Origin of the sequence: Prevotella lacticifex (assembly GCF_019973375.1) — a bacterium.
Lineage (GTDB): Bacteria > Bacteroidota > Bacteroidia > Bacteroidales > Bacteroidaceae > Prevotella > Prevotella lacticifex.
Genome location: NZ_BPTV01000002.1, coordinates 501852 through 526329 on the forward strand (window position 1 = coordinate 501852; position 24478 = coordinate 526329).

General features: G+C 54.3%; 19 protein-coding genes. 9 read left to right on the top strand and 10 right to left on the bottom strand.

From position 1 onward, the window contains the following. Nucleotides 1-234: 234 nt before the first annotated feature. Complete coding sequence (locus LDN30_RS12490; RefSeq protein ID WP_223927540.1) at nucleotides 235-690, bottom strand: peroxiredoxin; 456 nt, start codon at nucleotides 688-690, stop codon at nucleotides 235-237. 599 nt (nucleotides 691-1289) lie between these two features. Beyond that, the gene (locus LDN30_RS12495; protein ID WP_223927538.1) at nucleotides 1290-3497 is read right to left on the bottom strand and encodes a hypothetical protein; all 2208 of its coding nucleotides are present in this window, start codon (nucleotides 3495-3497) and stop codon (nucleotides 1290-1292) included. A 57-nt stretch (nucleotides 3498-3554) separates the two neighbouring features. On the opposite strand from LDN30_RS12495, the gene LDN30_RS12500 reads away from it, so the two are divergent. Next, nucleotides 3555-3695 (top strand): hypothetical protein, encoded by a 141-nt coding sequence (locus tag LDN30_RS12500; protein WP_223927537.1) that lies wholly within the window; start codon nucleotides 3555-3557, stop codon nucleotides 3693-3695. A gap of 86 nt (nucleotides 3696-3781) precedes the next feature. Here the strand turns inward: LDN30_RS12500 and LDN30_RS12505 are convergent, their stop codons facing one another. After that, the gene (locus LDN30_RS12505) at nucleotides 3782-4339 is read right to left on the bottom strand and encodes a 30S ribosomal protein S16 (protein WP_223927535.1); all 558 of its coding nucleotides are present in this window, start codon (nucleotides 4337-4339) and stop codon (nucleotides 3782-3784) included. 370 nt (nucleotides 4340-4709) lie between these two features. Here LDN30_RS12505 and asnB point away from each other — a divergent pair, with 370 nt between their 5' ends. After that, entirely contained in the window at nucleotides 4710-6443 is a 1734-nt protein-coding gene (gene asnB / locus LDN30_RS12510; RefSeq protein WP_223927533.1) for an asparagine synthase B, read from the top strand. A 245-nt stretch (nucleotides 6444-6688) separates the two neighbouring features. Here asnB and LDN30_RS12515 read toward each other — a convergent pair whose 3' ends face one another. Both LDN30_RS12515 and LDN30_RS12520 read right to left on the bottom strand, forming a co-directional pair. Further along, a complete protein-coding gene (locus tag LDN30_RS12515) occupies nucleotides 6689-7627 on the bottom strand; it encodes a ribose-phosphate pyrophosphokinase (protein WP_223927531.1) in 939 nt (312 codons plus the stop codon). Nucleotides 7628-7681: 54 nt separating this feature from the next. Next, on the bottom strand, nucleotides 7682-8290 hold the full coding sequence (locus LDN30_RS12520) for a beta/alpha barrel domain-containing protein (protein WP_223927529.1): 609 nt from the start codon (nucleotides 8288-8290) through the stop codon (nucleotides 7682-7684). A 397-nt stretch (nucleotides 8291-8687) separates the two neighbouring features. Between LDN30_RS12520 and LDN30_RS12525 the strand changes: the two genes are divergently transcribed. Next, nucleotides 8688-10010, top strand: coding sequence for a hypothetical protein (locus LDN30_RS12525; RefSeq protein ID WP_223927527.1), 1323 nt, complete (start codon nucleotides 8688-8690; stop codon nucleotides 10008-10010). Nucleotides 10011-10207: 197 nt separating this feature from the next. Here LDN30_RS12525 and queC read toward each other — a convergent pair whose 3' ends face one another. The 3 genes from queC to LDN30_RS12540 form a co-directional block, all read right to left on the bottom strand. Then, nucleotides 10208-10864 carry a 7-cyano-7-deazaguanine synthase QueC gene (queC, locus tag LDN30_RS12530; protein WP_223927525.1) on the bottom strand — a complete coding sequence of 219 codons (657 nt, stop codon included), beginning with the start codon at nucleotides 10862-10864 and terminating at the stop codon, nucleotides 10208-10210. 219 nt (nucleotides 10865-11083) lie between these two features. Continuing rightward, on the bottom strand, nucleotides 11084-11572 hold the full coding sequence (gene queF, locus LDN30_RS12535) for a preQ(1) synthase (protein WP_223927523.1): 489 nt from the start codon (nucleotides 11570-11572) through the stop codon (nucleotides 11084-11086). Then, nucleotides 11569-12258 (bottom strand): queuosine precursor transporter, encoded by a 690-nt coding sequence (locus tag LDN30_RS12540; protein ID WP_223927521.1) that lies wholly within the window; start codon nucleotides 12256-12258, stop codon nucleotides 11569-11571. Before LDN30_RS12540 ends, queF begins: the two co-directional genes overlap by 4 nt. Before the next feature lie 231 nt (nucleotides 12259-12489). Between LDN30_RS12540 and LDN30_RS12545 the strand changes: the two genes are divergently transcribed. The 6 genes from LDN30_RS12545 (at nucleotide 12490) to LDN30_RS12570 (ending at nucleotide 19479) form a co-directional block, all read left to right on the top strand. Next, nucleotides 12490-12960: a T9SS type A sorting domain-containing protein gene (locus LDN30_RS12545; protein WP_223929679.1), complete on the top strand. Its 471-nt coding sequence runs from the start codon at nucleotides 12490-12492 to the stop codon at nucleotides 12958-12960. A 108-nt stretch (nucleotides 12961-13068) separates the two neighbouring features. Then, nucleotides 13069-14001 (top strand): calycin-like domain-containing protein, encoded by a 933-nt coding sequence (locus tag LDN30_RS12550; protein ID WP_223929680.1) that lies wholly within the window; start codon nucleotides 13069-13071, stop codon nucleotides 13999-14001. Nucleotides 14002-14023: 22 nt separating this feature from the next. Then, entirely contained in the window at nucleotides 14024-14809 is a 786-nt protein-coding gene (locus LDN30_RS12555; protein ID WP_223929683.1) for an HmuY family protein, read from the top strand. A 17-nt stretch (nucleotides 14810-14826) separates the two neighbouring features. Beyond that, complete coding sequence (locus LDN30_RS12560) at nucleotides 14827-16794, top strand: TonB-dependent receptor plug domain-containing protein (RefSeq protein ID WP_373316554.1); 1968 nt, start codon at nucleotides 14827-14829, stop codon at nucleotides 16792-16794. 51 nt (nucleotides 16795-16845) lie between these two features. Further along, nucleotides 16846-17724: a hypothetical protein gene (locus tag LDN30_RS12565; RefSeq protein ID WP_223929684.1), complete on the top strand. Its 879-nt coding sequence runs from the start codon at nucleotides 16846-16848 to the stop codon at nucleotides 17722-17724. 597 nt (nucleotides 17725-18321) lie between these two features. Then, nucleotides 18322-19479, top strand: coding sequence for a dicarboxylate/amino acid:cation symporter (locus LDN30_RS12570; protein WP_223929686.1), 1158 nt, complete (start codon nucleotides 18322-18324; stop codon nucleotides 19477-19479). 396 nt (nucleotides 19480-19875) lie between these two features. On the opposite strand, the gene LDN30_RS12575 is transcribed toward LDN30_RS12570, so the two are convergent. Both LDN30_RS12575 and LDN30_RS12580 read right to left on the bottom strand, forming a co-directional pair. Further along, the gene (locus tag LDN30_RS12575) at nucleotides 19876-21768 is read right to left on the bottom strand and encodes a glycoside hydrolase family 32 protein (RefSeq protein ID WP_223929687.1); all 1893 of its coding nucleotides are present in this window, start codon (nucleotides 21766-21768) and stop codon (nucleotides 19876-19878) included. A gap of 26 nt (nucleotides 21769-21794) precedes the next feature. Further along, nucleotides 21795-24113: a TonB-dependent receptor gene (locus LDN30_RS12580; RefSeq protein ID WP_223929689.1), complete on the bottom strand. Its 2319-nt coding sequence runs from the start codon at nucleotides 24111-24113 to the stop codon at nucleotides 21795-21797. Between the last annotated feature and the right edge of the window lie 365 nt (nucleotides 24114-24478).

Sequence of the window (24478 nt, forward strand, 5' to 3'; positions counted from 1 at the left end):
TTTAACATGATTTCTGATGCAAAGGTAGAAAGGAGAGAACAAACAGCAAAATTATTTCAATCAACAGCCGCTGCCGGTCAATGAACAGTGCTTCCGGGACCAGCCGAAGGGCAAAAAACGCCCGCTGCGGAGTCGGAACTTGCGGTCGCAAGCCGCAATCTAAGTTGGTCTAACGGGGAGGCTAAGCCTTTCCGGAATCATTACCCCACAAGCAATTCAGCCACCGACTGACGGCTACTTGTCGCCGAGAATCTGCGCTGCGTGCTCCTTAACTTTTATCTGCCGGGGCTTGAAAATCTCGGTTATGACACCATCCTCATCGGCGACGAAGGTGGTGCGGAAAGTTCCGATGGTAGTCTTGCCGTACATCTTCTTCTCACCGTAGACGCCGAGGGCCGTGACGAGGGTCTTGTCGGTGTCGGCGATGAGGGGGAAAGGCAGGTCGTATTTGGCTATGAACTTCTTATGGCTCTCAGCACTCTGGATGCTCACACCGACGACAGCATAACCCAACGACAGGAACCGTTCGTAGTTGTCGCGGAGGTTGCAGGCCTCATTGGTGCAGCCGGGAGTGGAGTCCTTGGGATAGACGTAAAGCACGAGCTTGCGGCCCTTGAAATCACTGAGTTTAATCTCTTTGCCGTCCTGGTCCTTACCGAGGACCTCCGGCAGTCGTTGTCCTACTTCCATTGTTCTATATGTTTTTGATTCTTCCGCCTGCAAACTTACACAAAATTATCCGGAAAGCGCAAGAAAAACGGCAAGAAGTTTCTGCCATCCCGCTGTCGGCACTCTCCCGCACCACGGTTTTGGGGTTATGGCAGTGCCCCGGTGCCCCACGATTAGCATGATTATCGATTTCATTGCGAACTATAACCTCTATTATGTACTATTTAGTTTGCAATAATTACTATAGTGTACTATAGTGACTATAGTACACTATAGTTTCTATAGCATCCTATCTCAAAATACGAAAAATCATGACACAAATCTCAAACATATCATTTTGCGTTGCGAAACGGCCCATTTCAGCTCGCCGAACGGGCCGTTTCGCATCCTAAAACAGGCCGTTTCGCAACGCAAAATGACCGAGTTTGTAAGTTGCTGATAATGAGACGATAACACAGACAAGGCAAATGCTCACCGTGTTAGAATTATTTTTACATTCGTGTTCAATTATCAGTAGCCTGTCATGGGGGTATTATTCATCCCTCAGCCCAAACCTGGCCAATCGCGACATAATCTATTCATCCACTGATGAGAGTACATCACCACATTATTTATATATACTACGGCAGGGGCAGGATACCCTCATACCGCACCTTCCACGCCGGTGGGAAGCCGGGGTCGGGCGTGGTGCAACCGTCCCAGCCCGCTGCCATGAGCGCCACGGCGAGGAGCAGACCGCCGTTGCCGGGGAGATAGCACCGCAGACGTGGTGTCTGCCAGTTGTGGCCCTGAGGCAGATAGGTGTTCTTAGCCACGGGCATGAGCAGCGCGCCGACGGCATCGTCGGGACGGTGGAGGCGTGTGGCGCACATCGCCGTCATCGGATAGTCCCATCCCCACGTCTTCTGCCAGTTCCAGTTGGCGATGGTCCAGTTGTAGGTGCTGTCCATACGCTCCTGCGTCATCAGCCTGCTACAGGGCATCATCCCCAAGGCGCCGAGGGGCATGGGGTGGTCGCTGGCGTAGCGGTCGTCGCCCACGGGGGTGTCGGTCTGTGCGGCACGGTGACCGATAAGTGGTGCCCCCTCGGCGGTGAGGTAGATACCGCTCTTCGACGGCAGCGATGGCAGGCCGCTGATGAGACTGTCCCACTCGCTATGCGGATCCTTGCCGGCGAGTCTGCGCCACTGCTGGGCTATCTTCATGGCTGTCAGCCAGTAACTTAACTCGAACGGAGAGTTGCGCGTCGTCGAGGCTTTCAGGGTTTCCTGAGCAGGGATATATCCGCTGAGGAAGTATTTTCCGCTGACCGAATCACGCCCGGCGAAGTCGTACATAAATTCGGCTGTGGCCTCCACGAGGGGTCCGAACTTCCGCAGAATGCGGCTGGCATCGGCCGTGTCGCCCTTCGATTTGGCGGCGCGGTAGAGCAGATTGGCGAGATAGATGAGATGTGGCTGCTGCCAGATGAGGTAACTGCCGACATTCGATGGTGCCTCGGCTGCCGACGGGTCGGTCATCTTCATCCAGCGCACACCGCCAAAGCCCTGTCGCGCGGCAATCTCACGGGCCATCGGCGCGGCACGGAAATACCAGTCGAGCGACCGTTCGAGGTCGGCGGCGTGTCCCCACAGGGCCTGCCAGGCCTGATGCCAGTAGATCATTTCGAGGTGAAACTTCCCGAACCAGGAGTTATAGGTAAGTCCGGTCTCGGCAGGTGGAAAATTCTGACGGTCGTTGACGGCAAGGAGATAGATGCTCTGGACGATGCGGCGCTCGAGCTCACGGGCCCGCGCATCGTCGGTAGCACTGAGGTCGACGATGCCGCCACGGGTCCAATAATCTTTCCAAAACGCCGCCGAAGCCTCAGCGACATCATCAAAATCCATGTTTCCGAGACCGCCGAGGGCCTTTTCTTCGGGTGCAAACTCACAGATGAGTTCTCCCGTTTCAGCCATCGGTATGCGACATTCCTTCGCCGTGTTGTCGATGGTTATCCTCCTTTTTCCCTGATTTTCAGCCACATATCTGAGGTCGATGAAGTAGTCGGAGCTGTCGACGGCAATGCGGAGGCGGTCGGAGGCGGCGGTGCCAGCCACTTTTTTTATCGTAATAAACCGCTTTTTGTCGGCATTCCAGTTGCAGCCATCGTCGCTGTGACCTCCCGTGGGATAGGGAATGCGGAGGCGCAGGGCCATCGGCGAGGCCGCGCTGGGAGTGTTCGGAATCGTCGACGAGGCAATTCGCACGGCTATGAGGTCGCGACGGGGGTGGCAGACGGTCTCGACATGGTAGCGGTGCCCCTGACAGTCGAAGTCACTCGTTATCTTTCCAGTCCACATATCGAGGCGTTGGCTGACATTCCCGACGAGCTCCGGCCTCGGAATATCGAAGCCAATGCAACCGAGGTGCATACGCTGGGGATTGGCGCGCAGCCATTCGGCGGCATCATGCTGTCGGCCGGGAGCCTTCGGCTGGACGGCATAGAGTTCTTTGTGACCGCGACCGAAGTCCCGTTTCTCCAAGGCGTCGGCGGCGCGGTAGCCCTTAGAATTCGGCATCGAATGCCATCCCCACTCGCTGAAGGTGCCGAGGGGAATGCCGCCGCGGTAGTATTCGGGGAACGACTGCATGCCGGTGGCATCGACGGTCAGCGCAAACCGCCCGTTGCCGACGGTCAGCGAGGCGAGGGTGTCGATCCGATCCGTATGCGGGTTGTTCCGCTCCACTATCGGCCTCCGGTCAATGCTCTGCGCTGTTGAAACGGCGGTGTGTGCCAATGCGGCACCGGCTATGATAACAGTTGATATTTTCTTTCTGAGATTCATGATTCAGTTAGTTTTTAAGTAGTTACGGCAGGTTTCCGCATTGCAAAGATAATGAAAATGAGCGAAATAGCAAAGAAAGTGTCCGAAAGTTTTCCTACGATTACCGACAGCTCCTTATCGTTCGCCATAATCGTCTCTGTTTTCCTCTCGTTCCTCCACTCCGATAAATCAAAAAAAACTCCGGTAGAGATGAAATGATATTCACTCTTCCGGAGTTTCATAACCACGGCCGCAGCAGATGGCTACGGCCATGGCGAGAAAAATGTTTTTGGATAGACTTCAGCTTATGCCTCTGCGTTCTCAGCAGGAGCCTCTGCCGGTGCCTCAGCCTCAGCAGCCTCAGCGGCCTTTGCAGCCTCTGCCTCAGCCTTTGCCTTTGCCTCAGCAGCCTTCTTGTCGGCTACCTTCTTGGCAATAGCCTCGTTGACCTTCTTCTCGGCCTCGAGGTGCTTCTGGGCATCTGCCTTCTTAGCATCAGCTGTCTGCTGTGCTACAGCCTGATTCTTCTGGTCCTTAGCGGTCTTCCAGGCCTCGAACTTCTGCTGGCAAGCAGCCTCGTCGAAAGCGCCCTTCTTAACTCCGCCGCGGAGGTGCTTCATCATGTAGACACCCTCACCCTTGAGAATGTTGCGGGTGGTGTCGGTGGGCTGTGCACCTGCCTCTACCCAATAGAGGGCACGGTCAAAATTCAAACTTACTGTGGCTGGATTGGTGTTTGGATTGTATGTTCCAAGCTTCTCAGTAAATTTACCATCACGTGGTGATCTCGAGTCAGCGACGACAATGCGATAAACTGCATAGCCTTTACGGCCGCCGCGCTGTAATCTGATTTTTGTTGCCATAAATCTTTTAGAAAATGTTTAATTGGTTTGAATTTCATGCTGCCATCTCGTGACAGCGGCTGCAAAGGTACTACTTTTTATTCCGACTGCAAAATTTTTCGGTTATTATTTATCGCGCAACTAAAACAAAATCAGATACTTTAACCTTATCACCCGACAGCCGGCCGTAGTCACAATCACAAACGGACTATACGGCAACGCCTTTGCAACTGACAAATATCGGTTATAAAACGCAAGAATATTACTTTTTTATTAAAATGAGAGAAAATTATTGCCGTTTTGTTTTTATATTCGATATTTTTGTGTAACTTTGCACCCACTGTATTACATTAAACAGCCAAAACGACAAAAACATAAAGGAAAAAGCATCATGTGTGGAATAGTATCAATATTGAACATCCAGGAGCAGACACCTGCCCTGCGACAGAAAGCGTTGCGAATGAGTCAGAAAATCCGTCACCGCGGTCCCGACTGGAGTGGCATCTACGTTGGGGGCTCGGCCATTCTGGCCCACGAGCGACTGAGCATCGTAGACCCCGAGAGCGGACGGCAGCCGCTGTTCTCGCCCGACAAGAAGCAGGTGCTCGCCGTCAACGGTGAGATTTACAACCACATGGACATCCGCCGCGAGTTTGCCGACTATTCTTTTCAGACCGGCAGCGACTGTGAGGTGGTCCTGGCTCTGTACCGCGACATGATGGCCCGCACGAAAGGTCATCCCACCGATGCCGACCTGACGGCAATGCTCGAGAAGCTGAGCGGTATCTTTGCCTTCTGCCTCTACGACGTTGAGACCGACCAGTTTCTTATGGCCCGCGATCCCATCGGGGTTATACCTTTATATATAGGCTACGACGACGATGGCACGGTCTACTGCGCCTCTGAGCTCAAGGCCCTCGAAGGCCAGTGCGACCGCTACGAGCCGTTCCTCCCGGGCAGCTTCTACTGGAGCCGCGAACCGGGCATGCGCCGCTACTACCACCGCGACTGGATGGACCGGCCGAACACGAGCGACGACGGCCACATGCCCGAAGGGGTGTCGGCAACGCCCGAGACGGAGATGTCGGCAGCATCGGAGAAGATTCGTGAGTCGCTGATGGCAGCCGTCCGCCGACAGCTCATGAGCGATGTGCCCTACGGTGTGCTGCTCTCGGGTGGTCTCGACTCATCGGTAATTTCGGCCATAGCCGAGAAGTACTCGCAGTGCCGTGTCGAGGACGGCTCTAAGGCCTGGTGGCCGCGACTGCACTCGTTCGCCGTCGGACTGAAGGGTGCACCGGACTTGGCGAAGGCTAAACTCGTGGCCGATTATATCGGAACTGTCCACCACGAGATAAACTATACCATTCAGGAGGGGCTCGATGCCATCCGCGATGTAATCTATTTCATTGAGACATACGATGTTACGACCGTCCGCGCCAGTACGCCGATGTATCTCTTGGCCCGCGTCATCAAGTCGATGGGCATCAAGATGGTACTCTCGGGAGAGGGTGCCGACGAGATTTTCGGTGGTTATCTGTATTTCCACAAGGCTCCGTCGCCTGAGGAATTCCACAAGGAGACGGTCCGCAAGCTGTCGAAACTCTATCTCTACGACTGTCTGAGGGCCAACAAGAGTCTTGCGGCATGGGGTGTGGAGGGCCGTGTGCCGTTCCTCGACAAGGAATTCCTCGATGTGGCCATGAACCTCGACCCGAAATATAAGATGTGTCCGGGACAGACGATAGAGAAGAAGGTCGTGCGCGAGGCTTTCTCCGATATGCTCCCCGCCGAAGTGGCTTGGCGCCAGAAGGAGCAGTTCTCCGATGGTGTGGGCTACAGTTGGATAGATACCCTCAAGGAGATTACGGCCTCGGCGGTCAGCGACGAGCAGATGGCCCACGCCGCCGAGCGGTTCCCCATCAACCCGCCGCGCAACAAGGAGGAATACTACTACCGCTCCATCTTCGCCGAGCACTTCCCCAGCGACAGCGCCGCACGCTCAGTTCCGTCGGTACCGAGTGTGGCCTGCTCCACTGCCGAGGCTCTCGCCTGGGACAAAGCCTGGGCCGGACAGAACGAGCCCAGCGGCCGCGCGGTGAAGGATGTGCACCAGGGCGAATAAAAAGAATAAATGAAATCAACAAAAAAGCTTAGAGCCGCAGCCCTAAGCTTTTTTTTAATATTTTGTTTCTATAGCGGCTATAGGCCTATAATTTCTATTGGTCGCTATAGATTCTATAGTTCGCTATAGTTTCTATAGAGCCTATAGTTTCCTTGGGAGCCCATAGTTTCCTATAGCTCCACATGATTCCCTATAAGCTCCTATGAATGCCTACAGTTCCCTTTGAATCCCTATAAGCTCCTATCCTATACGAGATACTGCGAAGAGATACTCTCGTTGTTCTCCACCCGCTTGATGGTCTCGGCAAACATATCAGCGACGCTGAGCTGCTTGACCTTATCGCAGCGCTTGGTGTAAGGGATAGAGTCGGTGAAGACGATCTCCTCAAGGGCACTCTCCTGAACACGGTCGCTGGCAGGACCGCTCATCACACAGTGGCTGGCGCAGGCGCGGACGCTCTTGGCACCGGCAGCCTTCATGATGTCGGCAGCCTTGGTGATGGTTCCGGCGGTATCGACCATATCGTCGACGATGACAACATTCTTGTCTTTCACGTCACCGATAATCTGCATGCTCTCAACGACATTGGCACGTGCACGCTTCTTATTGCACAGTACGAGTGGGCAGTTGAGATACTTGGCGTAGGTGCCGGCACGCTTTGCGCCGCCGACGTCCGGTGATGCGATGACGAGATCCTTGATGTGCAGACTCTGCAGGTATGGCAGAATGACACCGCTGGCATAGAGATGGTCGACAGGAACATCGAAGAATCCCTGAATCTGGTCGGCATGAAGGTCCATGGTAATCAGACGGTCGATGCCGGCAGCCGACAGCATATCGGCCACGAGCTTGGCACCGATGCTCACGCGTGGCTTGTCCTTGCGGTCCTGACGCGCCCAGCCGAAGTAAGGGATAACGGCGATGATGTGGCGTGCCGAGGCGCGCTTGGCAGCATCGATCATCAGCAGCAGCTCCATGAGATTGTCGGAGTTGGGGAATGTACTCTGCACAAGGAAGACATCCTTGCCGCGTATCGACTCCTCATAGGATACAGCGAACTCACCATCGGAGAACTTGGTGATGTTCAGGTTGCCCAGTGGACGACCCAGGCTGGCGCAGATTTTCTCTGCTAAGTATCTCGTCTTTGTTCCCGAGAATACCTGATAAGAGTTGTTGTCACTCATTGTTGATAATTAATTATGCTTTTGTTGAATATGGTGTCAACGAATAGTACGTCCTCAGTCGACGGCCTTCCGAATCTTGTCGAAGTGGTCGATGACCGCAGTATAGTCAGTGTTGTTGTGAATATCGAAGTGGGTCCACAGGTCGCCGCAAACCACGACGCCACCGAATCCCAATTCTTTCGCCATGCGGATATTGTCGAGCCCCATGCCGCCGAGGGCATACACCTTGCGGTCGATGAGCCCGTCGCCGGCGGCCTTTTCGAGCTCAGCGAGGGTGAACGTCGACTTCTCCTCCGGAAATTCTATGCAGTTGAAGATATTCTTCAGAAAGACATACCTCGACTTGCGTTTCATCTCCTTGAGCATCGACAGGTCGGTACACGTGCGGCTGTACTTGCCACGGTAGCCGTCGGGCACCGGTGCCGTCGGATCGTCGATATGAATGCCTGCGAGGTCGTACTCATTCTTGAGGTAGTAATGCTCATGAACGGTAATCCTACGGTAATAATCCTCCGGCAAAAGCGACAGCAGACGCTCACAATACATCGGGCTGCTGTCGGGCTTAAAGAGGTGCAGGTTATCCATGCCCTCATCGAAGAGCGCCTCCAAAATCTTGTCTTCCTCCACAAAGAATGTGGACTTAGTCATGATTACAAGCTTCATGTTCCTGATATTTCTGATTGCAAAAGTAATAATAAAATATATTCCGTGCAATACTTTCGCAACATTTCAGCATATTTTTTTTGCTCGGAGCGGAGGAATAGAAAAAGCGGAAATAGGGATTTCACCCGGGAAAATAGGGTTTTCCCCTTTAAATTTCTGAAGAATAGAACTACCTTTGCAGCAAGAAATGAATAATTAGAGTAGTTGTTATATCCCTGTCAACAGGGCCACGGCATAGTGCGGAGTATCCGGCACTATGCCTTTTTCATTACCCAGTTAGCAAAGTTTAACAGACCGCCTTTCTCCTTAATATATTATTTTGTTATTTTTGCAGCGAAATAACTAATCAGACAAATCCTCAAAGACAAATTAATAACTAATAGCTAAAACTGAACTTATGAAAAAATTTCTACTTCTCATGTTTGGTGCCCTCTCGCTCTCGGCAGCGGCGCAGGCCCAGGAAACAACGTTCACTTACGACTTGACGAAAGCCTACAAGCCATCGGTGGCACTCAACAACTTCAACTGCGGATGGGCTTTCTACAGCTACGAGAAAGAGGGCAAGACCGACAGCAAGCGGCAGGACTACAAGGGCTATGCCGTCGACTCCGTCAGCAAGTCGATAGGACTGCCTGAGGAATGCCACGTGTGGGTGCGCAACCCGCGACTGGTGCAGACCATCAACGATGCCGGGTTCTACAACTCCGGTAACGACGGACGCAATATGGCTGTCGACGGTCTCACTGCCGGCGACAAGGTGATATTCAAGTACACATCGGAGTCGGACGACGAGACAAAGACAAAGATGATTTATGCCACCGGTGCATCGGGACTGACCTGTGCACTCATCAACGGCGATACGCTCAGGGCCGGGCTGTCGGTAATCAACTCTGGCGACACAATAGTCATCGACAGTGCCAAATTTGTCAATTCGAAGAATGTTGAGGACGGATACATAAGTGTGCTGCTGTACAAGAAGATGGCCGTGGCAAGCGTAAAAATTCTCAAAGGCGACGGCAGCGAACTGCTCTACGACTTCACGAAAGCAGGCACACCGGTGGCGATATCCAACTTCAACCGCAATCAGAGCAAGGAAGGAAAGATATATGTCAACCAGGGTGAGGGCAAGGAGAACCGCAACCGCAACGACTTCAAAGGCTATACTCCCGACTCGGTGACCGCTTCGTTGGGACTGCCCGACGAGTGCCATATCTTCCAGGGACAGAACCGCATCGTCCAGTACCTCACACACCGTGGGGTGTACGTCTCGGGCAATACGCAGTGGGCTGTCGACGGCCTCGACTCTGCCGATGTGGTGGAAATAGAATACATCGCACCGGGACTCTCCGACGACAAGCAGCACATTCTCTTCACTAACGGCACAAGCGCTACGACAAAGGTATTCCTCAACAATTCGACCGACACCCTCGCCGTACTGGCTCCCATCAACAGTGGTGACTCTCTAACCGTAGCCACCACCTCCGACCTCGACGGGCAGGGAAATGTGAACGGCTATGTCACATTCCAGGCTTACAAGGGTATGTACATCCAGAAGATTGTCATTACCAAGCACTCCGTCGCCGACGGTATCAAGGCGCCGACAGTGTCAGTAGCTCCCGCCAACACCGACAACGCATGGTACACGTTATCAGGTGTAATGGTTGAGAAACCGCAGAATGGTGTTTATATCCATAACGGCAAGAAGATTATAGTAAAATAAAAAAGAAAAAGTTATGGCGGGGTCACGCGCCTCGCCATAACTTATATAAATATGATATAAATTATCTTATTGCCATAAAAGTCACGGTCAGCAAGCTCGCCATAACTTATAACACGTATGACATAAATTATCCTTCGTCACGAGTATCACGGTCAGCAAGCTCGCCATAACACATAGGAATATGGGATAGGGAGAATTTACTCCTCGTATTCGGTCGGATCATCGACACCGGCAAGGCGGAAAGCCTCTTTGCGCTCACGGCACGTACCGCACTTACCGCAGTGCTTCTCGCCGCCCTTGTAGCAGGAGTAGGTTTTCGAGTAGTCGATGCCTAAGCGTGTACCGATGCGGCAGATGTCGGCTTTGGAAATCTTGGTATAGGGAGCCTCAATCTCCACCCCGGCATAAGTGCCGTTGCGCATAGCCTCCGACATCGGACGGATGAATTCCTCGCGGCAGTCGGGATAGATGGAGTGGTCGCCAAAGTGATTGGCAATGAGCACACGGTTCAGGCCGCGGCTCTCGGCCATTCCGCAGCCGATGGCAAGCATAATACCGTTGCGGAACGGCACCACCGTAGACTTCATATTCTCCTCGTCGTAATTACCTTCGGGAATAGCGTCAGCACCTTCGAGCAGCGACGACTTGAAGTAGCGGTGCATAAAGTCGAGAGGAACGACAATATGCTCAATCCCTAACCGCTCACAGTGGTATTTGGCGCAGGCCGTCTCACGGCTGCTGTGGTTAGAACCATAATCGAAAGTCACGGCGAGTGCTATCTCGTCGCGGCGGTCGTAGAGCAGCGTCACGCTGTCCATCCCGCCCGAAAGAATTATCAGTGATTTCTTTTCCATTGTTTTATTCATTTTATATAGGGCTCTATAGGGAACAATTGACCCTTACAGAATTCCATAGGAGTCTATCGGGGCTAATCCTATTAAGGCCTGTCTTCTTCCAATTAAGGCCTGTTCTCTTCCTATAATGACCTATCTTCTCCTATTAAGGCCTGTCCTCTCCCTATAAGAGCCTGTAGATTCCCATGAAGGCCCATCCTTTCCTATGGCTGCTATAGTCTATTCATGCCTTGCGAATCGTTCCTCAGCGAGACGCTCATATTTCGTTCCGGGGCGGCCGTAATTGGCATAAGGATAGATGCTTATGCCGCCACGGGGCGTGAAGAGTCCCGTCACCTCTATATATTTAGGGTCCATCAGGCGGATGAGGTCCTTCATGATAATATTCACGCAGTCCTCATGGAAGTCGCCGTGATTGCGGAAGCTGAAAAGATAGAGTTTCAGGCTCTTGCTCTCCACCATCCTGACATCAGGGATATACATGATGCGAATCTCGGCAAAATCGGGCTGACCGGTGATAGGGCACAGCGACGTAAACTCCGGACAGTTGAACCTCACCCAGTAGTCGTTGTCCTGATGCTTGTTGACAAACGTCTCCAGCACCTCCGGCGCATAGTCCATTCTGTACTTTGTCTTTGCTCCGAGGGCCTTCAAGCCCTCATCCTTGCGTGCGCCGCCGGCGGCAGCACTCATTGTGTCGTTGTTCATAGTGAGAAAATTTTCCAGATACTGTAGTTAACTCCATTGTCGTAAACGTCCTCACCCTCATGGGCTTTCATGGCTTTCACCACACGGATTGTCACCGGCAGGGCGATGACCTCATAGACCGTCTTCAGCACCACCTGCCATATCATAAGTGCCGGCATCGCGTCCCATGGAATCACGCCGCCAAGAGCCAGCGGGAAGAAGATCACCGAGTCGCAGCTCTCGCCGGCTACCGTCGAGAGGATGGCGCGCCACGAGAAATGACGGCCTCCGTCGTGAATCTTCATCTTGCTCATGACATAGGCATTGGCAAAGCTTCCGACGATGAACGCCACGAACGACGCAGCCGCCACACGCGGAGCCAGACCGAAGATGGCATGGAAGCCCTCTTCGTTGTGCCAGTAGGGAGCACCGGGGATGGCATCGCAGATGGCACCGAGGAGGACGAAGAAGAAGTTCATGGCAAAGCCGGTCCAGATGAGCAGACGGGCCTTGCGGAATCCCCACACCTCACACACGCAGTCGTTGATGATATAGCTCACCGGAAAAACGATGAGACCACCCGTCAGGGAGATGCCGAATACTGAGATTTGCTTTGTTTCGAGAATGTTCGCCGCTATGAGGCAAACGCAAAAAAGTATGCTGAAAAGCATGAACAGCACACTCACTTGTTGTTTTGTCTGTACCATTTCTTGTTTTGTTAAAGGGGGTTTAGCAAGTACCCCTGTGGTTTTCCGGCTGCAAAGGTACTAAAAAATTAAGCCGATTCCAAATAATCGGGCACAGAAAATCAAAAATACCCATCAATAAGTATTGTGGCATTAAACTTAATTTCTTACCTTTGCCATCGCTTTCAGGGTTGTAGTCCGACTGCGACGCTGAGCAGCGAAACTTTTTAACATTTTAATTCACATCACACAATGAAAAAATCATTTGCAGTCCTCCTTGCCACCGTTTTGATGGTGCCAATGGCGGTGCACGCTGCCAACTACGTCACGGTGAGTGGCGCCGACGGCTCCAAGACGAGTTTCCGTCTCGACGTGCGCCCGGAGGTAACCTTCACGGCCACCAGCCTCGTCATGACCGCCGGCGACGACGTCGTGGAGTATCCCATCACCGACTACCGCAGTTTCACGCTCACCGACGACAACGAGTCGACAGCCGTCACAAAGGTCAACGGCGACACCCCGAAAGCCATTTTCTCCTTCGACGGAACCCTCCACGGCGAGGGACTGAAAGCCGGCAGCCGCGTCAGCATATACACCACCAACGGACAGACCGTGGCCTCAGCAACGGCATCAGCCACCGGCACCGTCGACATACCACTCAATGGCCGTGGCGTATATATCGTCCGCACACCGGAAAAGTCGTTCAAGATTATAAAGAAATAACCGCGACGAAAACGGCTTTCAAGACAACATAATGATAACCGGTACGGGAAAATCATTATCACAAAAACAAATATCATAACAGAAACAAAACAAACATTCGCAACTACGATGAAAAAGATATTTACCCTCATCATCCTCGCCATGGCCGTCGTTACGGCAGCACAGGCACAGACCATCACCATCAACAAGACCGACGGCACGAAAGTGACCTACGATGCCAGCGAGGTGAGCAGCATCGACTTTGCACCTAAGAGCGACACCACCACCATACACTCCTTCACCGGCTACTTGCTCGTCAGCTCGGCCTACTTCCAGAACATGTACTACGGCGACGCAGCCCAGATGAGCGTTCTCGCCGTCGGCGACAAATACCTCTGCCGTTTCGACGACGCCACATGGGGCCACGGCCTCTTCAATATCACCCTCGACAAAGGGACCATCAGCGGAACCGGCTCAGTGACAATGGTTAACCCGCAGGGAGGCGCATCGAGCACCCACGATGCCACAATGAGCGGTACAATGACACATATCACTATCAGCATCCCCGACCTCATGGGCGGCACAACCATCAGCTGGAACTACGGCGACCCACGGGCCTACAAGACAGCAGGCACCTACAGCGCAAAGGACAATATCGTTGTCGGTGGCGTAGCCGACTACTCTTATTCCACCAACGACAGCGTCGACTACACCGTTGTGGCCGTCAACGACTCCACAATCAACCTCGTCGTTCCTGAGGAAAGTTTCGACAACCTCGCCATGATGGGCAATCTCGTCATGGGCACCTACACTATAAGCAACATCGCATGGAACGCCGCCGAGAACGCCTACGTCCGCTCCTACGGTTCCGACGGCATCACTTTCGACTGCACCATCGCCGGAAAGAAAGGACAATACGAGTTCACCAACAGCGACTGCAAGGTCGTCGTCAGACCGAATGCCGACGGCACCCTCACCGTCGACAATACCTACTATCCCGGCCGCATGCCGATGTCGATTGTCAGCACGTTCACCGGCACCCGCAAGAACGCTGCCCACTAACGTCACTACAGGACCGTAAGGAATGAGAAGGATAAAGACAGTCTACGCAGCCATGGCCGTTGCCGTCGCCCTGACGGCGACAGCCTGCAACGGCATCCTCAGTGATATCTACGACGAGCCACGCGACAGTGCCCTCGGCAGCGGACAGCTCGTCGTCGATGCCACAAACTGGCACGACTGGTACTACATCGATTTCGACTCCTTAGCTGCCATCGCCGCCACCGGCGACAGCGCTGCACTGGCCCACGCCGAGACCTCTTTCACTCCCTACCCCATCCCGACGGCGCTCACCACGGAACCCGCCGACACCACAACGGGAATGTACACCTACTGGTTCGATGTCTTCGGGCGAGGCCTCGACAACTACGACAAGCGGGCCTTCACGCCCACCGACGCGCAGCCCAAGCCCGCCCACTGGAGCATCGCCGTCCACCGCAACAACGTCAGGACAAACGGAGGAGCCGTCTTTGAGACCAATTATTCGTCCATTGCCGACCTGCCGCCGACGGGTGCCGCCTTCGCCTCTGCCACGTTCACACCCGACGAGTGGAGCGAGCGCGACGTATGGGTCGACCAGTCGCAGATGCTGCGCAGTCTCATCGGCTGTCAGGGCATCATGGTCAATAAGGTGCTGTCGTCGTGGATAAAGGTTGCCATACCCCCGATGCCACCGGCCTTCACGGGCAACAGCCACGTCTTCATCATCCGGTTTCCCAACGGGAAGATGGCGGCCGTACAACTTGCCAACTATATCAGTCCTAAGGGCGCAAAGTGCTGGCTGACAATAAACTACAAATATCCCTACTGACGGTGAAAGGAGAAACGATGATACTACTCAGAACACTCTTCCCCACTGCGGCCCTCATGGCATCACTGCCCACCGCGGCACAGATGGCACCCGCCGACACGCTCGCTGACCATACCCTCGACCAGGTGGTCGTCACGGGAACGCGCACCCCGAAGTCGCTCCTCAGCACACCGGTGCAGACGCTGGTCATCAGCGGCGACGACATACGCAAGGCCGATGCCACCGACCTCCGCGACCTCCTCAGCCAGGTTCTGCCGGGAGTGGAATTCTCCTACGCCATGAACCAGCAGACACACATGAACTTCGCGGGATTCGGCGGACAGTCGGTGCTCGTCCTCGTCGACGGACAGCGACTCGCGGGCGAGACAATGGACGATGTCGATTTCGCCCGACTCGACATGCAGAATGTCGACCACATAGAGATCGTAAAGAGCGCAGCATCAGCCCTTTACGGTTCCAATGCCGCCGGAGGGGTTATAAACATCATCACGAAGGATGCCGCCGCCACGTGGCACGCCAACGTCAACGCCCGCATAGGACGCCACGGACAGCAGCGCTACGGACTGTCGGCAGCCACCGGCGGCAACCGCTGGTCGACGGCACTGACGGCAAGCAGGACGGCGGCCGACAACTACAACGTCAGCAGCGGTCCTAACCCCGTAAGCCGTGTGGTATCGACAATCTACGGCGACGAGACATGGAACGTCAGCGACGCCACCGTCTACCGGCCCTCCGACCGCTGGAAGATGACGGCACGAGGGGGATATTTCTTCCGCCAGACAAAGCGGTCGCCCGACACGCCGGAACGCTACCGCGACTTCAGCGGGTCGCTGAGGGCCGAGGGGCGCATCGGCAGCAAGGGCAACATCGACGTGAACTACGTCTTCGACCAGTACGACAAGTCTGATTATCAGCGCATTGCGCATCTCGACATCCGCGGATATTCCAACGTTCAGAACTCTCTCCGCGCTCTCTACACCCACACTTTCGATGCCGGCAACATCCTTTCGGCCGGTGCCGACTACATGCACGACTACCTATATAATAGTAAGCTCAGCGGAAACACACGCCGTCAGGACTCCTTCGACGCCTTCGCACAGTACGACTGGACGATTACCGACCGCCTCGAGACCGTAGCGGCACTGCGCTACGACTGGTTCTCCGACGGTCCCGTGAGCCGGTTGACACCGAAGGTGAGCCTCCGCTACACGCCGTTCAGCGGAATGAACATCCGCATAGGCTACGGCATGGGCTTCCGGGCCCCCACACTGAAGGAGAAATACTACAATTTCGACATGGCGGGAATATGGATCGTCGAGGGCAACAGCAGTCTGAAACCGGAGAAAAGCCATAACTTCAACATCTCGGCCGAATACAACTACCGCAACTACAGCATCACCGTCGGTGGCTGCTGCAATTCCATCCGCGACAAGATTGGCACCGGAGCACCTTATTTTATCACCACCGACGACATGCCGCGGCTGCCTTACATCAACCTCGACACTTATCACGTCATGGGCCTCGACGCCACGCTGCGGGCACGGTGGCAGAACGGGCTAAGTGCCCGACTGTCATACGCTTACGTCGACGAGCGGCTGCCGAAGGACAAGGAGGGCCACGGACTCAGCAGCGAGTACCTGCCGGCGCGCAAGCACTCCGTCGTGGCACATGCCGACTGGGACCACCGCATGAGCAAGTGGTACGCCCTGAACATCGGCATCGACGGCCATTACTACTCTGGGGTCGACAACGAGGAGTTCGCCGATTATTATGATGTCAGCCGCGGAACAAACGTCATCCACTATCCCGCCTACTCGCTGTGGCGACTGCAGATGGTCAACAGCCTCGGGAAGGCCGTGAAACTGACCGTCACCGTCGACAATATCTTCAACTACCGGCCCGACTATTATTACCTCAACGCACCGCGCACCGACGGAACGAACGTCATGGTGGGACTGTCCGTCGACATCGACAAGCTGTTCTGACGTCACACCACAACGGCGCGTAAGGCTCAGAAAAGTAAAGAAAGCGAAAAAATGCAGAATACCGTTCATCACCGTCACCACTGGGGAAGGACCATCGCCTCCTTCCTCCTCGTCCTCTTCACCATGCCCTTAGGCCACGCCCTGATGATGATCATGGGCAAATTTATGGACCCAGTGGCCCTCCACTATGCCGCGTTTCTCATGGGACTCGTCGGATTCATAATCGTCGTGGCGGGAGTCTTCGTCAAGGGCGACACACGGCAGACCATCTACGGGCTCTTCGGCGGACTGCTCTTCTGGACGGGATGGGTCGAATTTCTCTTCCAGTACTACGCCCGCCGCTACGGCACCCAGCCCGAGACGACGCCGTGGGGCCACGTCACGCAACCCGAATATCTGCTCATGCCGATGACCTTCGGACTGTGGATGATGGTCATGACGCTCTACATCTTCTGCACCCGCACGGGATGCTGCTTTATCAACTGGTGTCAGCACCACCTCTTCGGGCACCGTTGCTCCGACATTGTGGCCCGTCCGATGACGCGCCACACGGCCATCGTGACCTTCATGGAGCTCAACGTCATGACGTGGACAACGTATATCCTGCTGATGTTCTGCTACGACGGACGGTTCATCGGCGACGACTCGCCAATCGTCACCATCGTCGGGGCGGGATGCCTCGTGGCCTCAGCGTTCATGTTCCGCAAGGAACTGCGACTGCCGGCGTGGGGAGCCAATATCCGCATGGCCATCGCCACGGTAATCGTCTTCTGGTGTCCCGTCGAGATAATGGCGCGGCAGCACCTCTTCACCGAGATATGGATACAGCCCGAGAAATACGTTCCGCAGATGGTCACCATCCTCATTGCCTTCATCATCGTCCTCGTATATGTCCTCTGGGCGGCCTTCCGCAAACCGGAAAACCACTGATACCAAGACACTTGCAGCACTCCGCCGCCGTAGGGGCGGGTTTTATCCCCGTCCTACCAACAGCGGACAAGATACAAAACAAATATAACGCAGCTGCGAGGACGGGGATAAACCCCGTCCCTACGGCGGATACGTGCAACACATTAATTATCAATGTGTTGTCAGCATGATTATTTCATCAAAACCCATTGTCAACGTGATCCCTTTTCAGGAGCCGATATGCGGGACCAAGACAGTCAGAAAAAATGGAGAGATTCTGTCTTACGACCGAATCTCTGTCGTGTTAGCCTGTTTTGAAGGTTTTTTCTTTGTGTCAGCACCAAGATCCGACGGAGGAGGTTTGAGGGCAAAAGGCCTAAGCACTGACACAAAGGGCTTTGTTGGTTTTAGTCTTAATTTATGATTGTTTATGTAACTGTTTTTCGGCACAGGATAGTATTTTCTCACTTTTTATGCTTACTTTTGTACCGTCGTGACCGACAGCACCGTAGGCCGCGCCATGCCCTCAGCCACGAGGACAGCGACCGGCAGCCACCGGCCGACGACGGAAAAAAGAGAACCACGGCCGCACGAGAGGCGGACAAAACAACGTAAGCAATGAAGAAAATAGGACTCCTGCCACTGATAATCATAGCCATAGTGCTCGGCGTCATAGCCGGAAACGTCTTCAACGAGACACTCGTCAGGGTGTTCATAACCTTCAACGGCATCTTCAGCCAGTTCCTCGGCTTCATGATTCCGCTCATCATCGTCGGACTCGTCACGCCGGCCATCACCGGCATAGGCAGCGGAGCGGGAAAAATGCTCCTCGCCACCGTGGCCATAGCCTATGCCGACACGGTCGTCGCCGGACTCATCGGCTACGGCACCGGCGAACTGTTCTTCCCCGACATGATTGCGGCCACAAAGGGATTCACGGCCGAGAAAGCCGTCGAGCTGGCACCGTTCTTCGAGGTGAAGATTCCGCCGATGCTCGATGTTATGGCGGCTCTTGTCCTGTCGTTCATCATGGGATTAGGGATAATCTACTCCAATGCGGCCACGCTGAACAATATCTTCGACGAGTTTGAGGACATCATCTCGCTCGTCATAGCGAAAGTTATCATCCCGCTGCTCCCGCTTTACATCTTCGGCATCTTCACGAGCATGACCTACACGGGGCAGGCTTACCACATCCTGCTTGTCTTCGCGCAGATAATCCTTGTTATCGTCGTCCTCCACGTCTTCATCCTCGTCTACGAATTCGTCATTGCCGGAGCCGCCGCCAAGAAGAATCCGTTCCGATTGCTGTGGCGTATGCTTCCGGCATATCTTACGGCTCTGGGCACGTCGTCGTCGGCAGCGACGATACCGGTGACACTCTCGCGCACTATCGGCAACGGGGTGAGCAAGCCGGTGGCGGGGTTCACCGTCCCCCTCTGCGCCACAATCCACATGCCGGGGTCGATGATGAAGATCACGTGCTGCGCCCTCACGGTGTGCCTGATGAACGGCATGCCCCACGACTTTCCGCTCTTCATCCACTTCATGCTGCTCTTGGCTGTCTGCATGGTGGCCGGACCGGGTGTTCCCGGCGGTGCCATCATGGCTGCCCTCGGTCCGTTGGCATCGGTCTTGGGCTTCAATGCCGACATGCAGGCACTCATGATAGCCCTCTACATAGCCATGGATTCCTTCGGCACCGCCTGCAATGTCACCGGCGATGGTGCCGTGGCAATAGTCATCGACAAGATGTTTGGGAAGAAGAGGGCGTAGCGGCGGATATAGCTCCTATAGTTTCTATAGCATCTATAGCCTCTATAGCTTCGATAGTTTCTATAGTTACTATAGCTTCTATAGCATCATAGTTACTATAGTTTCTATAACTTCTATAGCTTGCTATAGCCCCGCTCCTACTATGAATTATCTTTACACCACTCCCATACCGTCCATTTCGCGGTCTAAAACGGCCCGTTTCGTCGTGCGAAACGGGCCGTTTGGCGTTGCAAAACAGGCCGTTTTAGAATGCAAAACAGCCCGTTTTTCTAAGTCTCTGACTCTCAACGACTTCCAAAGTCAGTAAGAGCCAAAGGATAATATGATTTTTCTTTACATTTCTGACCGCTCCGCAGGCGGTTCACTGCGGCTGCCGCCGGAAGGGCCGTTGGTCCGTCAGAGAGCTAACCGGTAAGCCTTTACGTTCTTGAACGAGCCCTTGCCGTCGGCCGAACGGAATTTCAGCTTGTTGTAGGGTGCTGTCGGGAAGACAAGATTTGTCATCGGAATGCGGCCACCGTCGATGAACATCTCGACCGAGCACTTGTCGATCATCAGTCTGACGGTGTAGGTCTTGCCCTCGCAGAGGCTCAGCGGAGCCCAGGTGCCGAGGGCGAAATCGTTCTGATAGTTCACCGAGTTGAGCATGCGGAACTTCGTGTTCTTGTCCTTAAACTGATGGACGTCGTAGTTGGCCTCTATCTCGTGGGGCTTAGCCAGTTTGCCGAAGTCGGTGAGTCCGCTCTTCGTACGGTCCATGACAACGCGGTTTTTCTTCATGTCGAAGTAGATTTTCACCTCCTCGCCCTTGTCGTTGCAGAGGGTGACACCGGTCTCGGCGCTCATGCCCGGGGTGACATCGAAGTCGAGCTCATAGGCATAGCCGTAGTTGTCGGGGAGCTGGCGCACGGTGCCTTTCTTGTCGGCCTTAATGTTGTCGATGCTCACCGACTCCTTGCGCAGGGCGTCGGCCTCCTTCACAACATCGGCCGAGAGATAGATTTGTCCGTTGCGGGTGTAGAGTTTCAGCTCTCGCGGCAGGGCGTTGGCACCACGGTACTGCTTGATAGGAGTGACGTTGGCATACTGCCAGTTGCTCATCCACGGCAGGGCGACGACGCGGCCGGGGGTGTTGCCCATCGTCACGCAGGCATAATGGTCCTTGCCGAAGTCGAGCCATTTGACCACCTTCGGGTCGGTATCGCACTTGAAAGTCTTGCCGTCGAAGTCGCCGACGAAATATTCCGTGGCACTGCCTCCGAAAAGACAACCGGGGTTGATGTTCACAATCATCACCCATTTGCGGTGGTTAGCGTTGCCGTCGACGGGCAGTTCGAAGAAGTCGGGACACTCAAACTGGTTGGGCTGCTGGCCGTAGCCCTTGCCGAAAGCGGAGACATAGGTCCACTCGCGGAGGTTCGAGGAACTGTAGAAGCGCATCTCCTTGTCGGCCGAGACGATCATATACCATTTCTTCATCGGCGCATACCAGAACACTTTCGGGTCGCGGAAGTCCTTCAGACCGTCGAAGGGTGTCAGCACGGGGTTGCCGCTGTACTTGGTGAAGGTGCGGCCGTTGTCGGTGCTCCACGCCATACACTGTATCTGCCCGTTCTTTTCGCTTGCCGAGGTGTAGAAGGCCACGATGGCGTTCTTGCCGTAACCGGCGGTATTATAGCGGTCGACGACCGATGATCCGGAGAAGATGTGGCCCAGGGTGTCGCGGGCAATGGCGGGGTCGAGCTGTTTCCAGTGGAAGAGGTCTTTGCTGATGGCGTGGCCCCAGTGCATGTTTCCCCATTTCGAGCCGTAGGGATTATACTGGAAGTAGAGGTGGTACTCGCCGTCCTTGTAAATCATACCGTTGGGGTCGTTCATCCATCCGTAGGCCGGGGTGAAATGATATGTGGGACGGTAGAAGTCGGTATTGGTGACATCCCAGGTGTTGCTGAGCTGCATCTGTCCGCTCTGGATGGCCAGGGCGTTGGGTTTGAGGTTGAGAATCTTGACCGTAGCGGTGAATCCGTTGCCGAGACGGAAGGGCACATAGTAGTCGACCTTGTTCTGAGCCAGGCGAACGTCCATCCACGTGTCGGCGGCATTGTCGGTGTAGAGCATCACCTGACTCTCGGGCTGGTCTTCCTCCACGGGCAGGAGGAGGTACTTAGTGGGGTTGTCGATGTTGACGATGGTGGTGTCGCCGTGGCGCTGGATGTCCATCGTCTGGGCACCGGCGGCCTGCGGAGCCGTGAGCGCGAGGGCGGCTGCGATGATATGTAATGGTTTCATTGTGGTTTGAAGTTAATGGTTTATGATTAAAATTTCACTGTTGCCGTGAACTCGACGGTGAACGGACGGAGGTAGGAACCGGTCATGAGGGTGTTCTTGATGTCCTTGGCCTCATCCTTGGTGATGAGCTCGGCACCGGCGATGGAGCCCTTGGCACCGGTCTGGTTGAGGAAGTTGACGACGGAGCAGCCTAAAGCGAGTTTCTTGTTGACCTGCCAGTTGATGCCGCCGAAGGTCTCCCAGTGGCCGTTGAAGTAGTAGGCTTCGTTGATATTGGCGTAGGTCTTGCCGAAATAGCGGAAGCTTGTCCACACCTTTAAGTCCTTGGTAATCATATAGCTCGGGTCGAACTCGATGAGCACCTGTGGGATTTCGGCCACGATATTGCCGGTGGCGTTGATGGTTCCGACGTAGCCGTCGGAGAAGGTTACGCTGGTTTCGTATTTCTTATAGGTCGGCTTCTGATAGGTGAAGAGGAAGTGGACGTCGAGGCCTTTCAGCGGATGGGCCATCACGTCGGTCGTCCAGCCCCATGTCTTGATGTCGTAGGTGAGCGGAGCAGCCATAATTTCGGTGCCGTTGGCAGTAGCGTGTTGGAGATTGAGTGTCGAGTTATTATTCGTTTTTGAGATATAGGAGAAGAGTGATGTGAGGCTGATCCACGCATTGTTGTAGTAGACTCCGGCGCGGCCGAGAGGCACTGAGATGCGGTCGGTGTTAGGAAGTGTGGCCGGAGCGAAGGCCTCGAATTTCGGGTGCTGGACGAGATAGGTGAAGTCGCCGGTGAGTCCGAAGTTGTCGGTGAGCTTATATGTGGCTGCTGCCGTCACGTCGTAGTTGAACCAGTGGTAGCTGATGCGGGTGGGACTGATGAGGGTTCCGTCGGGTGCCGTAGCTCCGATGTAGTAGTTGGCGAACCGGCCGACATAGCTGCCATTGGCATTCGTGACAGCCGCGTTGCGGCCACTGAGGGTCTGGAACTCTCCGCGGGCTCCGTAGTAGAGATTGAACTTCGGGGTGATATCCCAGTCGTGGGTGAAATAGAAGGCCAGTTTATTCTCGTGACCGACGTAATACTCCGATGCGTTCTTGTTGTAGTCGTAGAAGTAATAGTCGCGCTTGCCAGCATCGTAGACGCGGACGGGGTAGCTGCCGTCGCTGGGCACGGTCTGGTCGTACATCGTTGTCTTCGACGCATAGTCGATATCATACCACCACTCGTTGACACCGAAGCGCAGGGTGGACGTCGCCCACCGCTTGCTGAGCTCGGATGTGAGGAGGATTTCGTCGATATCGCCGGCGTTGAGACACGACATGCGGGTCTGGACATACTCGCCGTTGTAGCGTTGCATGGCACCGGCAGCGTCCTGATAGACATAGGAGTAGGCACTGTTGTCCTTGGTCGGGAGCAGCGACATGGGGGTCTGATAGACGAGAGCGCCGTGGGCATGGTCGTAGCGGCCTACGATCTTCCACGTCAGACCGTTGTCCCAGCTGTATGTATTCATGAGCGAGAGCTCGCTCGAACGGTTCTCGATGGCATCGTAGAGGTCGGTGGAGCATACTTTTCCGGTCTTCATGTCGACATAAGTCATATTGTTGTCGACAGGCAGGTAGCTCGTCGTACCGAGCTTGAACTTGCCATATTCCTTCACACTGCCGTCGCCGACGTAGATGAAAGGAGCCGACTGGGTGGCGTAGGTGTAAACGGGATGGCTGTTGGCATATTTGTACATGGCGGTGAAGGAGCCGCGGTTGCCGTTGTACTTCTTCGTTATGGCACCTTTATATATCTGCGTACGGTCCTGGAATGGCGTCGACTTGAGCTTGAAAGTTCCCGGATCGAAGTCCTGGTAGATGCTTCCGCTATAGTACCAGCCGTTCTTCAGACCGCCGTTGATGTTCAGCGATATCTCGTTGAGTCCGAAGTGGTTAGTCTTATAGTTCAGCGTACCGTGGAATCCGTCCTCGCCGAGGTTCGTGAAGGAGTTGACGGCATAGCCGATATTGCCGGTGGTGATGGCTGTCTCGGCAATCTTCAGCAGTCCGACATGCGACAGGCTGGCATCGGAACGCCACGTAGTATTCACGCTGTGGGGGTTGGTAGCATAGGTAACGGGCAGACCATTCTCCAAGACGTTGACATCGGCCGACGGCAGACCAATCTGGATTTCGCGCGGACCGTTGGCGCTTGAGGCATTGAGCATAACGTTGCGGTTGCCCTCCTCTTTCTTATTAGAGGTGTTATCGTCCTGAGCCTGAGCGCAGAGAATACCGGCACTGAGGACCAACGGCAGAACGAATAGGGTCTTAACACCGACAGACGAGGTCTTCAAGGATGACATAAACTTTAGGTGGAAAGAAGCTGTTTTCATTTGTTTGACTTGTTAGGTTGTACATATTGTATCTGGTTGCAAAATTATTCCAAACGTCTTTCCATCGCTTTAACAAATCGTTCACCGCATAAAAAAAATCGTTCATGAAACATTTTTGATAGTTCATGAACGATTTTTGATATTTTCCCGTGGTTTCGAGGTATCTCCCTTAGAGCCACAATATTACATTTTTGAGCTGCACTGGATATTTTCCATGGAATCATAGTGAGAGGGAATATTAATCTTTATACTGCCATTATCGCTTTGGCATTTTCAAACGGAAAAAGGAAAAGAAAATCATGGTCAGGCTTTAACCCCGTAAGGGGAGGTGTGGG

Bases quoted from the DNA above. Each gene is read 5' to 3' on its own strand.
- LDN30_RS12490 (WP_223927540.1), bottom strand. From the start codon at position 690: ATGGAAGTAGGACAACGACTGCCGGAGGTCCTCGGTAAGGACCAGGAC.
- LDN30_RS12495 (WP_223927538.1), bottom strand. From the start codon at position 3,497: ATGAATCTCAGAAAGAAAATATCAACTGTTATCATAGCCGGTGCCGCA.
- LDN30_RS12500 (WP_223927537.1), top strand. From the start codon at position 3,555: ATGAGCGAAATAGCAAAGAAAGTGTCCGAAAGTTTTCCTACGATTACC.
- LDN30_RS12505 (WP_223927535.1), bottom strand. From the start codon at position 4,339: ATGGCAACAAAAATCAGATTACAGCGCGGCGGCCGTAAAGGCTATGCA.
- asnB (WP_223927533.1), top strand. From the start codon at position 4,710: ATGTGTGGAATAGTATCAATATTGAACATCCAGGAGCAGACACCTGCC.
- LDN30_RS12515 (WP_223927531.1), bottom strand. From the start codon at position 7,627: ATGAGTGACAACAACTCTTATCAGGTATTCTCGGGAACAAAGACGAGA.
- LDN30_RS12520 (WP_223927529.1), bottom strand. From the start codon at position 8,290: ATGAAGCTTGTAATCATGACTAAGTCCACATTCTTTGTGGAGGAAGAC.
- LDN30_RS12525 (WP_223927527.1), top strand. From the start codon at position 8,688: ATGAAAAAATTTCTACTTCTCATGTTTGGTGCCCTCTCGCTCTCGGCA.
- queC (WP_223927525.1), bottom strand. From the start codon at position 10,864: ATGGAAAAGAAATCACTGATAATTCTTTCGGGCGGGATGGACAGCGTG.
- queF (WP_223927523.1), bottom strand. From the start codon at position 11,572: ATGAACAACGACACAATGAGTGCTGCCGCCGGCGGCGCACGCAAGGAT.
- LDN30_RS12540 (WP_223927521.1), bottom strand. From the start codon at position 12,258: ATGGTACAGACAAAACAACAAGTGAGTGTGCTGTTCATGCTTTTCAGC.
- LDN30_RS12545 (WP_223929679.1), top strand. From the start codon at position 12,490: ATGAAAAAATCATTTGCAGTCCTCCTTGCCACCGTTTTGATGGTGCCA.
- LDN30_RS12550 (WP_223929680.1), top strand. From the start codon at position 13,069: ATGAAAAAGATATTTACCCTCATCATCCTCGCCATGGCCGTCGTTACG.
- LDN30_RS12555 (WP_223929683.1), top strand. From the start codon at position 14,024: ATGAGAAGGATAAAGACAGTCTACGCAGCCATGGCCGTTGCCGTCGCC.
- LDN30_RS12560 (WP_373316554.1), top strand. From the start codon at position 14,827: ATGATACTACTCAGAACACTCTTCCCCACTGCGGCCCTCATGGCATCA.
- LDN30_RS12565 (WP_223929684.1), top strand. From the start codon at position 16,846: ATGCAGAATACCGTTCATCACCGTCACCACTGGGGAAGGACCATCGCC.
- LDN30_RS12570 (WP_223929686.1), top strand. From the start codon at position 18,322: ATGAAGAAAATAGGACTCCTGCCACTGATAATCATAGCCATAGTGCTC.
- LDN30_RS12575 (WP_223929687.1), bottom strand. From the start codon at position 21,768: ATGAAACCATTACATATCATCGCAGCCGCCCTCGCGCTCACGGCTCCG.
- LDN30_RS12580 (WP_223929689.1), bottom strand. From the start codon at position 24,113: ATGTCATCCTTGAAGACCTCGTCTGTCGGTGTTAAGACCCTATTCGTT.